This window comes from Vibrio sp. V42_P2S4T144 (assembly GCF_009904715.1).
Taxonomy (GTDB): domain Bacteria; phylum Pseudomonadota; class Gammaproteobacteria; order Enterobacterales; family Vibrionaceae; genus Vibrio; species Vibrio alginolyticus.
This window is the reverse complement of the sequence record NZ_WXWS01000211.1, coordinates 1-13,074: the sequence shown is the minus strand read 5'-3', so window position 1 is coordinate 13,074 and position 13,074 is coordinate 1. Positions and strand designations below refer to the sequence as shown.

The following is a 13,074-nucleotide window of genomic DNA, read 5'->3' as shown; positions in this document are numbered from 1 at the left end:
AATTCGTACAATCGCCCCATTCTTACCGCGCCAAATCACAAATTTGCACCATTATGACTTCAATAAAAAACGCAGAACTTGGTTGGAACGAAGCTGGTACTCCGGTTTCAGACCAATTTGATGATGTTTACTTCTCTAACGTAAACGGTCTTGAAGAGACACGCTACGTTTTCTTAAAACAAAATCATCTCCCAGAAAGATGGCAGGAATTTGACCAAAGACGTTTTGTCATTGGTGAAACAGGATTTGGCACGGGATTAAACTTCTTAGCAGTATGCCAGTGGTTTAGTGAGTTTCGTCGTCAGCATCCGGACGCAACATTGAAAGAGCTGCATTTTATTAGCTTTGAAAAATACCCATTAAGCAAAGCCGATTTAAAGAAGGCGCATGAAGCTTGGCCTGAGCTAGCTGAATACGCGGAAAAGTTACAAAAGCACTACCCTGCCGCTGTGCCGGAGTGTCATCGCATCGTTTTAGAAGACGGCGCAATCACACTCGACCTTTGGTTTGGTGACATTAAAGACTGCATGCCGCAAGTCCCATACAACGAACAAGGTTTGATTGATGCTTGGTTCTTAGATGGATTCGCGCCAAGCAAAAACCCAGAGATGTGGAACCAAGGCCTGTTCAACAACATGGCAAAGCTAGCCAAGCAAGATTGTACAGTTGCCACGTTTACCGCAGCAGGCTTTGTACGTCGTGGTTTGAACGAAGCTGGCTTTACAATGAAAAAGGTGAAAGGTTTCGGCACTAAGCGAGAAATGATCGCCGGCTCTATGGAGCAACGTGAAAAGCAGTCGAACCATCTCCCTTGGTTCAATCGCACAGCATCTAGCAATCTTGATTCGATTGCCATCATTGGCGGTGGTATAGCCAGCGCGGCGTTAGCGAAAACGTTAGTTCGTCGTGGCCAAAACGTCACCCTTTACTGTAAAGACAAACAACCAGCCAAAGGAGCGTCGGGTAATCGTCAAGGGGCCGTGTATCCATTGTTGAACGGTCCCCATACTGGCGTTTCGCGTGTGTTTGCTCCTGCATTTTTGTTCGCACGTCAGTTTGTTGAACAAGCAGCACAAGAGATCGATTTTGATCATGACTGGTGTGGCGTAACTCAGTTGATGTGGGATGACAAATCCACAGACAAACTGGAGAAAATACTTGCGGGTAACTTCACACCAGAGCTCATTCACAAGCTGTCCGCCGAGGAGACTGCGAACACTATCGGGTTACCTATTGATATGGCATCTGTGCACTACCCAATGGGAGGGTGGCTGTGCCCTGCCGAGTTAACTCGTGGGTTAATAAAACAATTGGAGAAGACGTCGTTACTCTCAACGAAGTTTGAACACCATGTTGAGGCATTAGATTGGGATGAAAAGCGTCAGCTCTGGCTACTAACAGCGAGTGGTCAAACATTTGAGCACTCAACGGTTGTGATTGCGAACGGCCATGAGTTCCAGACATTGAGTCAAACCGCTTCCCTACCAATGGGACAAGTGAAAGGACAAGTCAGTCATGCGCCAGCAACCGAAACGCTGAGTCAGCTGAAAACGGTGTTGTGTTACGACGGTTACATGACACCTGTTAACCCAAGTAATCAACACTTGTGTATCGGTGCAAGCTACGACCGCAGTCACCTTGACTACGAATTTGATGAAAACGCCCAAAAAGATAATGCAGAAAAGCTAGTGAAATGTGTACCGAATCAAACATGGGCAAAAGAGGTAGATATCACTGGTAATCAATCTCGCCAAGGTATTCGTTGTGTTAGCCGAGATCACTTACCATTTGTCGGAAATGTGGGTGACTTTGAGACGATCAAAACGCAGTACACCAACTTACAAAATCAAAAAGAAGAAGAGGTAGAAACCATTCATCAGTACCCTAACCTATTCTGCTTCTTAGGTTTAGGATCTCGTGGACTGAGCTCTGCACCATTATTAGCTGAAGTGTTGGCCTCCCAGATCTGTGGGGACCCGCTGCCATTACCGGTTGATGTATTGACCGAACTTCACCCAAGTCGAATGTGGGTTCGTAAACTAAGAAAAGGCAAAGCCATTACCGAGCTGTAAGAGTATTCTCTGTTTTGATTCCCGACACAGACACGTGTCGGGAATCGCTAACTCATTAAGTCGCTCGTACTGAGATTACTTCAGCAGTGCAACTGCCTGTTTCACTTGCTCTGCCACTTCTGGGTTTACAACCTTACCCGATTCCACGTCAAAATTTTCGTAGAAGCTCGGCACAGATAACGATGCCTTTACATCCGCGCCAAAAAATTGTGCAGAACCTGTCGCCGCCGCAAGAACACTTTGCGCACCACCGGGACCTGGGGAAGTTGCTAAATAAACGACAGGTTTGTTTTGAAATACATTACGCTCAATGCGCGTCGCCCAATCGAACAAGTTTTTATAGGCCGCTGGGTACGAACCGTTGTGCTCTGCGAAGGAAACAACGAGAGCGTCAGCCTCCGCCAAGTCACGTAAAAACGCGACAGCCCCTTCAGCTTGACCTATTTCTTTCTCTTTGTCCTCGCTAAACATTGGCGCTTGATAATCGTTTAAGTCTAGAACATTCACTTGAGCGCCTTCGACTTGATTTGCTGCGTATGTAGCAAGTAGTTTGTTGATTGAGGTAGAGCTGGTAGATGCACCAAATGCGACAATTTTCATGGTTGTAATCCTTTGTTCACGTTTTATGCTGATCAGAATAAAAGTTGAACAGTTTCGCTACAACCACAAAAATTTTATGGAGAGGTTCGAATTTTTCGAAGTAGTAAATGACTAGGATTAAATAAAGGGAGAACGCTGCTTAGGGACTAAGCCTGAGCCTGGAGCTCCTGCCACAAATCACTGACAATCACGCGATCGGCCGGGCTTAACTCGGTACGCGCATTTTCTAAGCTGCTCTCAATGCGTGACTTCAGCTCAGTAATATCGCTAATCCCTTCTTCTTCACAAGACGCCGCGGATAAAGAGATGTGACCACGTAAATAACCACCAGCAAACAATTCATCGTCAGATGCTGTTTCAATTCGAGCATCAATCAGTTCCAGTAGTTTTTCTTCAAATTCAATAATCATGGTGTATCTCTGAGGTTATTAGTGGTTATTTAACGCAAAAGTCCGACGCTTCCAGTGGCTTAGTTTGATAAAATGCGCGCAGGGCATCAGAAAGCATTTTCACTCGCAAAGGCAAGCCAACGTCCAAAATACCTAGCACTTCTTTATGCACTTTTTTCATAAAGCCGAGCCTATCTGGTTCAAAATCGCCGTGTAGATTGTCACAACTCACCGTAAAAGGGAAGCCAGCGCTTTGTGCCAGAATCCATTCATAAGCTTGAGGTCGCACTTCAACTTTCTCAAACTCCGCTTGAACTTCTGCTGTTCGCCCATCGGGTTCATACCAATAACCAAAATCTTCCAGCAAACGACGCTCTGGACCAGCCACACACCAATGCGAGATCTCGTGTAAAGCAGAGGCGTAAAAACCCCGAGCAAAAATAATCCGATGATGAGGGTGTTCATCATCAGCAGGAAGATAAATAGGCTCATCACCACCTAACTCTAATTTCGTATTAAATTGTTCTAAAAAGGTGTCATTAAAAATGGTGATTAAGTCTTGGTATTCGTGGGTCATCGTCGAGTTTGTACTTCAGTTTGACATGCGCTGCATATTGTCGCTGTTTTTAGCTATGAGGTAAAGGCAACCCCACATTTTTGGTTATTAGTTGAATTTATCTGAACATCGCTTTCTCCATACAATTTCTCATTCGTCAGCGTACTTATTTACCACTACACTCTCGCCTTATTTTGATGCCGTTCAAACCGCTATTTTTAAGCCGTTTGATTACAAGCATGTTGCTGGTTTTAATCACTTTTTAAGAGAGATAGAACCGTTTGTAAGTGTTGTTACTTCGCCTACGCTGATTCTCGTAGAACGTAGTGACTTTTTACGTTGAGTGTTTCCCTATGTTGCTAAGTGTGTTGTATATCATTGGTATCACGGCTGAAGCCATGACAGGTGCGTTAAGTGCTGGTAGAAGAAAGATGGACTGGTTTGGTGTTATGTTGGTGGCCAGCGCAACGGCCATTGGTGGTGGCACCGTACGTGACATTCTATTAGGCCACTACCCTCTTGGTTGGGTAAAAAACCCAGAGTTCCTTGCAATTACGTGTGTTGCAGGTGTGCTAACAACAGGTTTAGCGAAATGGGTGATTAAGCTAAAAGGCCTGTTCATTCGCCTTGATGCGTTAGGTCTAATCGTATTCAGCATCATCGGAACAAAAATTGCGATGGGCATGGGCTTGCACCCTGGTATTTGTATGGTTTCAGCGTTAGTAACGGGTGTATTCGGTGGGCTACTTCGCGACTTAATCTGTCGCCAAACACCATTGGTACTGCATGAAGAGCTTTACGCTTCTGTCGCTCTTATCGCATCAGGAATGTACTTAGCGCTATTAGAATTCAATGTTCCCGAAGTCACTGCCACTATTATTACACTGGTTACTGGTTACATGTTGCGTATGGCTGCGGTACGCTTTAAGTGGCGTCTGCCTTCTTTCCATTTGGAAACCGAAGGCTCGATTCATTAAGCAAAAACTACTTAAACAAAAAAGGTTGCCTGATAAAATTGTGCCACCCGCGATTCAGTGAGTGGCATAATTTTATATTCAGTCATCCTGAACAGCGACGAAGGAGCATGATTCAGGATCTATTATCCGAGCACTCTGTTGTCAGAGATGTTTCTTTCTCTTTTCATCGTGCTGAAATTAGATTCCTAGTCTCGCTATAGCTCGCTGGAATGACACAAAGCTCTTAAATCTTCGGTGTTTCAGTTGTTACGCCATGGTTTTGACCACGGTGGCGTAGTAAATGATCCATCACCACAATTGCCAGCATCGCTTCTGCGATAGGCACAGCACGAATACCCACACATGGGTCATGACGACCTTTGGTGATCAACTGAGTTGGTTCACCTTCTTTTGTGATGGTCTCACCCGGCACGGTGATACTTGATGTTGGCTTAAGCGCAATGTTTGCGACAATGTCTTGACCAGTCGAGATACCACCAAGAATGCCACCCGCATGATTACTACCAAAACCTTCAGGAGCAAGCGTATCACGGTGCTGACTGCCTTTTTGGTTTACCACCTCGAAACCGTCTCCGATTTCCACGCCTTTCACCGCGTTGATGCTCATTAGTGCGTGCGCGATGTCTGCATCCAAACGGTCAAATACGGGTTCCCCAAGACCAACAGGCACGTTAGTTGCCACAACCTGGATTTTTGCGCCAATAGAGTCGCCTTCTTTTTTCAGGTCACGGATAAGTTGGTCAAATGCTTCTACTTTGTCAGCATCAGGGCAGAAGAATGCATTGTTCTCGATTTCGTTCCAATCTACCTTGTCGATAGATACATCACCCATTTGTGACAAGTAAGCACGAATCTCAACACCAAACTCATCTTTTAAGTATTTCTTCGCGATTGCACCAGCAGCCACACGCATTGCGGTTTCACGAGCTGAAGAACGGCCGCCACCGCGATAGTCGCGGATGCCATATTTTTGGTGGTAAGTGTAATCAGCATGACCCGGTCTGAACTTATCTTTGATGTCAGAGTAGTCTTTTGAGCGCTGATCGGTGTTTTCAATTAGCAAACCGATCGATGTGCCCGTGGTTTTGCCTTCAAAAACGCCAGAAAGAATTTTAACTTCATCCGGTTCACGACGTTGTGTGGTGTAACGTGATGTGCCTGGACGACGGCGGTCGAGATCGATTTGTAGATCTGCTTCTGTAATTTCCAACCCCGGAGGACATCCGTCTACGATACATCCCAGTGCGATACCGTGACTTTCCCCGAATGTCGTCACTCGGAAATGTTGTCCGATACTGTTTCCTGCCATTACTTCCTCAAGTTTTTATCGCCACGCTCTCTCAAAACAGAGCATAGCTGCTTTCCAATTCTTCGTGGATTCATAGTGGCTTTATTACGTTTTGATGTAAAGAGTTAATATCGGCGAGGTATGCATAAAAAAAACACCGAGCATAAAGCTCGGTGTTTTGATGTTTAGTGCAAGACTCTATTAGTCTTTGTACAGTTTAAACTCTTCTGCACACTCAACCAGCTGGTCACGCGTTAGCATAAATACGCCATGACCGCCGTTCTCGAACTCAATCCAAGTAAATGGAATCTCTGGGTACTGTTCCATCATATGAATCATTGAGTTTCCGACTTCACAAATAAGAATGCCGTTATCTGTTAGATAATCTGGCGCGTTAGCTAGAATACGACGCACAAGTTTTAGACCATCCGTACCCGCAGCTAAACCAAGCTCAGGCTCATGCGTGAACTCATCTGGCAGGCTGTTCATGTCTTCTTCATCCACATATGGTGGGTTGGACACGATTAGATTGTATTTCTCTTTTGGAAGATCACGGAACAAATCAGAGCGAATTGGGAACACTTGCTGCTCCATGCCGTGATCTTGTACGTTTTGCTCAGCCACTTGTAGAGCATCTGTAGAGATGTCGATAGCATCCACTTCTGCTTCAGGGAAAGCGTGCGCACAAGCAATCGCGATACAACCAGAACCCGTACATAGGTCCATGATGCGCGTAGGCTCTTCCACCAACCAAGGTTGGAATTCCGCTTGAATCAATTCGCCGATAGGAGAGCGTGGCACAAGTACACGCTCATCAACGAAGAACTCAAGACCGCAGAACCATGCTTTGTTTGTTAGGTATGCTGTTGGCGTACGCTCGTTGATGCGTTTTACTACGCGCTCAACAATACGCAGACGCTCGCTTGTCGTTAGGCGAGAGTTCAATACGTGCGGAGGCACATCAATCGGCAAGTATAAGGTTGGCAGGATAAGCTGAACTGCTTCATCCCACGCATTATCAGTACCATGACCGTAAAACAGGTTCGCTGCATTAAAGCGGCTTACCGTCCAACGAATCATATCTTGAAGGGTATGCAGTTCCGATACCGCTTCTTCTACAAAAATCTTATCCAAAATTGCCTCCGAAAAGCGCTACAATACTGCCAATAAAGTTTATTAATGAAATTGTTTACCTAATGAGCAAAAAAGACACCGAGAACGATGACGATTTCGCCTTGTTTCAGGAAGCAGTACAGGGCGTAAAAAAGTTGCGACAGGATACCATAATCCAGCAACCAAAAAAAAATACTAAGCAAAAAGAAATCAAGCGCTCCAACCGTGAAGCGAGTGACTCTGAATTTTACTTTTCAGACGAGTTTGTCCCTCTATTAAACGATGAAGGTCCAACTCGTTATGCACGTGACGACGTCTCCACTTATGAAGTCAAACGTCTACGTCGTGGCGTGTATGTACCGGACGTGTTCCTCGATATGCACGGCATGACACAGCAAGAAGCAAAACGCGAGCTTGGTGCGATGATAGCCTATTGCATCAAAAACGAGATTCATTGTGCGTGTGTGCAACATGGTATTGGGAAACACATCCTGAAACAGAAAGCCCCACTTTGGTTAGCACAGCATCCTGACGTTATGGCTTTTCACCAAGCGCCACTAGAATTTGGTGGTGATGGTGCGTTGTTAGTGTTGCTTTCTATTCCTGAAAAGTAACAGGCTTGCTGTAGACACTAAACGAAAAGGCAGGGATCTCCTGCCTTTCTTATTCTGTCTCTAATTTGCAAACGCTTATTTTGGTTTAGACACTTATGGCGTAATATGCCAAAGCACTTCACCATTTTGTGTTTGTAAATCATATTCAATGCACACTAGCCCTGATGTAGGAAACATCGGTGGTGTCATGTCTTTTACAAACTCTGAAGTCAGATAACCGACCAAAGGCAAATGCGATACGAACAAAAGCGAGTCCAATTGTTCGACTTCGATTAATGCACTTGCGAAATCGAAGACATGCTCGGACTGGCCATAAGGTGTAATATCTTCACAAGTTTCAATGCTTTTTGCAGAGAAATACGCACTGATCTCTTGCCAAGTTTGTTGAGCTCTAATGTACGGACTCACCAACACTTTATCGAATTGCGCAAAACCCTGTTCTTTACAGGCTCTCGCAACCGCTTCTGATTCGACTCTGCCTCTTGGGGTCAATTGTCGTGCTGCGTCTGAATCTGCAAAATGCTCGGCTTCACCGTGACGCATGATGAATATTTTCATGTTATTTCCTAGGGATAGCTAACGCTACCAAAAGGTTGACTGCTATCTTTATTAGATAGACGGGGCTAACTTTAACAATGACGAAACAAAAATACTGATATAATTATCTGTTCATTATACCAATTCGCTTGTTAAAGATAGCGACTTTCTTAACAATCTATTAAAAGAATGTACTCAGTTCATCACACTATTTAACTGTGCAATGAGTTCAGAGCATTCACTCAAACAGTTCTTCCCCATACGCAAACGCGATGGGCCTGTGCAGAAGTCTACGAATAACAAAAATACGGCAAGCAGTATTTGTCGAAACGCAAACTTTGCGCCCCCCGCGAGGGGAGCCTAAATTACTGTAATGCGAAATCTGGAGACGCATCGTGCATCTAAGTCCTAACGATTCAAATCAATACCGCTACATTACCTTGAGCAATGAACTGCGTGTACTGCTGATTCATTCCGATACAGCTCAACAGTCGGCAGCTGCTCTGGCAGTGAACGTTGGACACTTCGACGACCCAAACGATCGCCAAGGTCTGGCACACTATTTAGAACACATGCTTTTTTTGGGTACGGAAAAATACCCTAAAGTGGGCGAGTTTCAAAGCTATATTAGCCAACACGGTGGAACAAACAACGCTTGGACTGGTACAGAGCACACTTGTTTCTTTTTCAATATTGCTCCAAATGCCTTTGAAAGTGCCTTAGATCGATTTAGCCAATTTTTTACCGCACCTTTGTTTAACGAAGAAGCATTAGACAAAGAACGCCAGGCTGTCGACTCCGAATACAAGCTCAAACTCAATGATGATTCTCGTCGCCTGTATCAAGTTAACAAAGAAGTCATCAATCCAGAGCACCCGTTTTCAAAATTCTCTGTCGGAAACTTAGATACTCTTGGCGACCGAGATGGTAAATCCATCCGCGACGAAATTGTGGAGTTTCACCACTCTCAGTATTCCGCCGATTTGATGACACTGACTCTATTTGGGCCACAGCCGCTCGATGAACAGCAAGCTTGGGTAGAAGCCATGTTTGCCGACATCCCAAATCACCATCTTCGTGGAAAATCGATTGATGTACCGATCGGCACTGAGGAAAGCACGGGCATTTTGGTTCAAGTCGAGCCGCTCAAAGAGTTCCGTAAACTGATTCTCACATTCCCCATGCCGGGAATGGATGCGCATTATAGCGTGAAGCCACTCTCCTACTTTGCTCACCTGTTGGGTTATGAAGGAGAAGGCAGTTTGATGCTTCAACTCAAAGAAAAAGGCTGGATTACTTCTCTCTCAGCGGGCGGCGGCGCGAGTGGCAGTAACTACCGAGACTTTACCGTAAGCTGCACCCTGACGCCAAACGGCTTAGATCATGTTGATGATATCGTTCAAGCAGTTTTTCAATACCTCTCGATGATCAAACAAGACGGGTTAGATGAATGGCGCTATCTCGAAAAACAAGCGGTATTAGAATCGGCTTTCCGCTTCCAAGAGCCATCGCGCCCAATGGATCTCGTCAGCCATCTGGTGATCAACATGCAGCACTATCAACCGGAAGACACGGTTTATGGTGACTACAAAATGGCGGGCTACGATGAGGAGTTACAGCGTTCATTGCTGCGATACTTAACCATCGATAATGTACGCGTCACTTTGATTGCTAAAGGCCTGGAATACAACCGTACTGCCGAATGGTACTTTACCCCGTACTCCGTCACACCTTTTAGTGAAGACCAACGTCGTTTCTATCAACAAATCGACCCAAGCTGGCAATTCGTCTTACCGAAAAAGAACCCTTATATTTGCTACGACCTCGACCCCATGCCACTCGAAAATGGTGATTCGCTGCCAGAGTTGATTGAGGATCTCGAAGGGTTTCGGCTGTGGCATTTGCAAGATGACGAATTTCGCGTGCCTAAAGGTGTCGTTTATGTCGCTATCGACAGCTCTCATGCCGTTGCATCACCAAAGAACATCGTCAAAACGCGCTTATGTGTAGAGATGTTCCTCGATTCGCTAGCAAAAGAAACCTATCAAGCAGAAATCGCAGGGATGGGTTACAACATGTACGCTCACCAAGGTGGCGTGACCTTAACCCTCTCAGGGTTCAGTCAAAAGCTGCCTCAGTTGCTAGAAATGATTCTGCACCGTTTTGCTTCTCGAGATTTCAGCCCTGCTCGCTTTGAAACCATCAAACAACAACTGTTACGAAACTGGAGAAATGCTTCACAAGATCGCCCTATTTCGCAGCTGTTTAACGCACTTACTGGGTTACTTCAACCCAATAACCCGCCTTTCGCAACCTTAGTCGAAGCGCTAGAAGAAATCGAAGTCGATGAACTCTCGGTATTCGTAGAATCCATTCTTGCAGAACTGCACGTTGAAATGTTTGTTTACGGAGACTGGCAACGCCAGCAAGCCCATGACATGGCTACGACCTTGAAGGATGCTCTAAGAGTTAACGAGCAACGTTATGAAGAGGCACTTCGCCCGCTCATTATGCTAGGTAAAAATGGCAGTTTTCAACGTGAGGTGCATTGTAACCAGCAAGATTCCGCGGTCGTTATTTACCACCAGTGCGAGGATATTGAGCCTCGTAGTATCGCGCTATACTCATTGGCCAATCACCTTATGTCGGCAACGTTTTTCCACGAAATCCGTACCAAGCAGCAATTAGGTTACATGGTAGGCACTGGCAATATGCCGCTAAATCGTCACCCTGGTATTGTACTATATGTGCAGTCACCTAATGCAGCACCTGCCGAGCTGGTTACCTCAATCGATGAGTTTTTAAATGCCTTTTATATGGTGTTGTTAGAGTTAAACGATTACCAATGGCACAGCAGTAAGCGCGGCTTGTGGAACCAAATAGCAACGCCGGACACCACACTTCGAGGTCGGGCTCAACGTCTTTGGGTTGCGATAGGAAACAAAGACACTGAGTTTAACCAACGTGACAAGGTACTGGCGGAGTTGAAGAAGCTGACGCGCGCAGACATGATTCGCTTCGTTGTGAACGAATTGAAACCTCGTACTGCAAATCGTTTGATCATGCACTCTCAAGGTCAAGCGCATTCGGAGGCTCCGCGCATCCATCTAGGACAAGAAATAGGATCGATTGAAGAGTTCCAACTTCGGCCAAAAGATTGCGGCTTGGGGTGATCTAGTTGCGCAGAAATAAAATTGTCGATTACTAGAATGAACCTACAAACCCATGAGGTTGTCGGTCTCATAGATTGAATCGGTACCATAATTGGCAGAAAATTGAAATTACGCCATTGCGGCTTATGCTCTAATTACCGCACTAAAAATAACTTAATGAGGTAATCATGAAAAAAGCACTTTTACTTGTGGCTCTTATACTGCCATTGGCATCTGCTCACGCTGAAATCTCAGTCAAAGGCGATGGCTTCGAATTAAGTGACGACTGTGTGCGCCTTAGCGGAGACAATGTATCCATCAAATCAGATGATTGCTCTTCAAAGCAGTGGAATGATAAAGACAAAAAAGGTAACAGCAGCGTTCACGGGGACGACAACCCAGGTAAAGGCCACAATAAAGATAAGGAAGACAAGAAGAAGTAACCATTTCTTCTTTATGAAAAAGGCTTGCCAGTGGCAAGCCTTTTTCTCTACCGAAGCAACGTTTAATAGAACGTTGTCCCTTCACCAGCTCGAGTAAGCAAACCATCACATGGCGCGTAACGATCGCCATATTTCGATGCAAACTCATTCATTTTCTCTACGAGCTCTTTAATGCCAAATTGGTCCATGTAACGGAACGGACCACCCAAGAACGGTGGGAAACCAATACCAAATATCGCGCCAATATCACCGTCACGTGGCGAGCGAATGATGCCATCATCCAAACAACGTACCGCTTCATTCAACATTGGCAGCACACAGCGCAACGCAATATCGTTATCGCTTAGTTTAGATTCAGGGTCGAGCTTAAGCAGTTTGTAAACTGATTTGTCGACATCTTTCTTCTTGCCCTTGTAAGTGTAAAAGCCCTTACCACTCTTGCGTCCTTTACGTCCATCATTTAACAAGATATCAAACACATCAGGGCCTTTGAATCGGTCACCTAACTCGTTAACCAGAATCGGCATAATTTTCGCGCCAATGTCGACACCAACTTCATCCAACAAGGTAATCGGGCCAACAGGGAAACCAAAATCAAGCAACGCCGTATCAATCTTTTCGATCGGTTCGTTAGCCAGCAGAATATGCGCCGCTTCGTTCATGTATGGCGCAAGAATGCGGTTCACGTAAAAGCCCGCTTTGTCTTTCACTACGATCGGGGTTTTACCTTGCTTTTTAGCAAGTGCAACGACTGTTGAAATGGTTTCATCTGACGTCGTTTCATGCGGAATCACTTCCACCAACGGCATTTTTTCTACCGGGCTGAAGTAATGCAAACCCACTACGTTTTCTGGACGCTCCGCTTTTTCTGCAATTTTGTGGATAGGCAACGAAGAAGTATTGGTCGCAAAGATAGTTTCTGTCTTAGCGTTTGCTTCAATGTCCGCCACCATTTTTTGCTTAAGATCTAAGTCTTCAAAAACGGCTTCAATTACGACATCAATATGATTAAAACTGGTAAAATCGACACCACCAGACAGTTGCAGCATTTTCGCTTGCAGATCTGCCTTGGATAGAATGCGACGTTTGCGCTGTTTCTCAAATAACTTGTAGTTGTAGTTGAGCGCATTTAAAACGCCATCGTTGCTAACGTCTTTGATGCGAACAGGTACTTTTGCTTTTGCAACAGACACATGGCTGATTCCGGCGCCCATCAGACCACCACCAAGCACACCAACTTTATGAACTGGTGCTGGTTTCGCATCCGTGCCATTTTCTTTCTTCATTTCTGTTGTGGCAAAGAAGATCGAACGGAGCGCTTTTGACTCTGAGC

General features: G+C 45.3%; 12 protein-coding genes. 5 read left to right on the top strand and 7 right to left on the bottom strand.

The window, feature by feature from the left end:
- Positions 1-53: 53 nt before the first annotated feature.
- Positions 54-2,072 (top strand): bifunctional tRNA (5-methylaminomethyl-2-thiouridine)(34)-methyltransferase MnmD/FAD-dependent 5-carboxymethylaminomethyl-2-thiouridine(34) oxidoreductase MnmC, encoded by a 2,019-nt coding sequence (gene mnmC / locus CAG68_RS07575; RefSeq protein ID WP_017820802.1) that lies wholly within the window; start codon positions 54-56, stop codon positions 2,070-2,072.
- Positions 2,073-2,147: 75 nt separating this feature from the next.
- Here mnmC and CAG68_RS07570 read toward each other — a convergent pair whose 3' ends face one another.
- The 3 genes from CAG68_RS07570 to CAG68_RS07560 all read right to left on the bottom strand — a co-directional run bounded on the left by CAG68_RS07570 (position 2,148) and on the right by CAG68_RS07560 (position 3,638).
- Entirely contained in the window at positions 2,148-2,672 is a 525-nt protein-coding gene (locus CAG68_RS07570) for an NADPH-dependent FMN reductase (RefSeq protein ID WP_005380552.1), read from the bottom strand.
- Positions 2,673-2,818: 146 nt separating this feature from the next.
- Positions 2,819-3,082 (bottom strand): YfcL family protein, encoded by a 264-nt coding sequence (locus CAG68_RS07565; RefSeq protein WP_017635933.1) that lies wholly within the window; start codon positions 3,080-3,082, stop codon positions 2,819-2,821.
- 25 nt (positions 3,083-3,107) lie between these two features.
- Positions 3,108-3,638, bottom strand: a complete 531-nt coding sequence (locus tag CAG68_RS07560) for an elongation factor P hydroxylase (protein WP_005380546.1) — start codon at positions 3,636-3,638, stop codon at positions 3,108-3,110.
- A 332-nt stretch (positions 3,639-3,970) separates the two neighbouring features.
- Here CAG68_RS07560 and CAG68_RS07555 point away from each other — a divergent pair, with 332 nt between their 5' ends.
- Entirely contained in the window at positions 3,971-4,594 is a 624-nt protein-coding gene (locus tag CAG68_RS07555) for a trimeric intracellular cation channel family protein (protein WP_065274738.1), read from the top strand.
- A gap of 223 nt (positions 4,595-4,817) precedes the next feature.
- Here CAG68_RS07555 and aroC read toward each other — a convergent pair whose 3' ends face one another.
- Positions 4,818-5,903 (bottom strand): chorismate synthase, encoded by a 1,086-nt coding sequence (gene aroC / locus CAG68_RS07550; protein WP_031780893.1) that lies wholly within the window; start codon positions 5,901-5,903, stop codon positions 4,818-4,820.
- 180 nt (positions 5,904-6,083) lie between these two features.
- On the bottom strand, positions 6,084-7,016 hold the full coding sequence (gene prmB / locus CAG68_RS07545) for a 50S ribosomal protein L3 N(5)-glutamine methyltransferase (RefSeq protein ID WP_005380541.1): 933 nt from the start codon (positions 7,014-7,016) through the stop codon (positions 6,084-6,086).
- 62 nt (positions 7,017-7,078) lie between these two features.
- On the opposite strand from prmB, the gene smrB reads away from it, so the two are divergent.
- On the top strand, positions 7,079-7,609 hold the full coding sequence (gene smrB / locus CAG68_RS07540; protein WP_005380539.1) for an endonuclease SmrB: 531 nt from the start codon (positions 7,079-7,081) through the stop codon (positions 7,607-7,609).
- Positions 7,610-7,702: 93 nt separating this feature from the next.
- Here smrB and sixA read toward each other — a convergent pair whose 3' ends face one another.
- On the bottom strand, positions 7,703-8,167 hold the full coding sequence (gene sixA, locus CAG68_RS07535) for a phosphohistidine phosphatase SixA (protein ID WP_005380537.1): 465 nt from the start codon (positions 8,165-8,167) through the stop codon (positions 7,703-7,705).
- Between the two features lie 374 nt (positions 8,168-8,541).
- On the opposite strand from sixA, the gene CAG68_RS07530 reads away from it, so the two are divergent.
- Together CAG68_RS07530 and CAG68_RS07525 are read left to right on the top strand one after the other, a co-directional pair.
- Positions 8,542-11,319 (top strand): insulinase family protein, encoded by a 2,778-nt coding sequence (locus CAG68_RS07530; RefSeq protein WP_086046947.1) that lies wholly within the window; start codon positions 8,542-8,544, stop codon positions 11,317-11,319.
- 167 nt (positions 11,320-11,486) lie between these two features.
- The gene (locus CAG68_RS07525; RefSeq protein ID WP_054729878.1) at positions 11,487-11,741 is read left to right on the top strand and encodes a hypothetical protein; all 255 of its coding nucleotides are present in this window, start codon (positions 11,487-11,489) and stop codon (positions 11,739-11,741) included.
- Between the two features lie 62 nt (positions 11,742-11,803).
- Here CAG68_RS07525 and CAG68_RS07520 read toward each other — a convergent pair.
- On the bottom strand, positions 11,804-13,074 hold a 1,271-nt coding region (locus tag CAG68_RS07520; RefSeq protein ID WP_237667858.1), incomplete at its 5' end, for a 3-hydroxyacyl-CoA dehydrogenase NAD-binding domain-containing protein.

What these genes read in the sequence shown, in the direction of transcription:
- aroC (WP_031780893.1), bottom strand. Translation starts at nt 5,903, where the DNA reads ATGGCAGGAAACAGTATCGGACAACATTTCCGAGTGACGACATTCGGG.
- CAG68_RS07525 (WP_054729878.1), top strand. Translation starts at nt 11,487, where the DNA reads ATGAAAAAAGCACTTTTACTTGTGGCTCTTATACTGCCATTGGCATCT.
- smrB (WP_005380539.1), top strand. Translation starts at nt 7,079, where the DNA reads ATGAGCAAAAAAGACACCGAGAACGATGACGATTTCGCCTTGTTTCAG.
- CAG68_RS07570 (WP_005380552.1), bottom strand. Translation starts at nt 2,672, where the DNA reads ATGAAAATTGTCGCATTTGGTGCATCTACCAGCTCTACCTCAATCAAC.
- CAG68_RS07560 (WP_005380546.1), bottom strand. Translation starts at nt 3,638, where the DNA reads ATGACCCACGAATACCAAGACTTAATCACCATTTTTAATGACACCTTT.
- CAG68_RS07555 (WP_065274738.1), top strand. Translation starts at nt 3,971, where the DNA reads ATGTTGCTAAGTGTGTTGTATATCATTGGTATCACGGCTGAAGCCATG.
- mnmC (WP_017820802.1), top strand. Translation starts at nt 54, where the DNA reads ATGACTTCAATAAAAAACGCAGAACTTGGTTGGAACGAAGCTGGTACT.
- CAG68_RS07565 (WP_017635933.1), bottom strand. Translation starts at nt 3,082, where the DNA reads ATGATTATTGAATTTGAAGAAAAACTACTGGAACTGATTGATGCTCGA.
- sixA (WP_005380537.1), bottom strand. Translation starts at nt 8,167, where the DNA reads ATGAAAATATTCATCATGCGTCACGGTGAAGCCGAGCATTTTGCAGAT.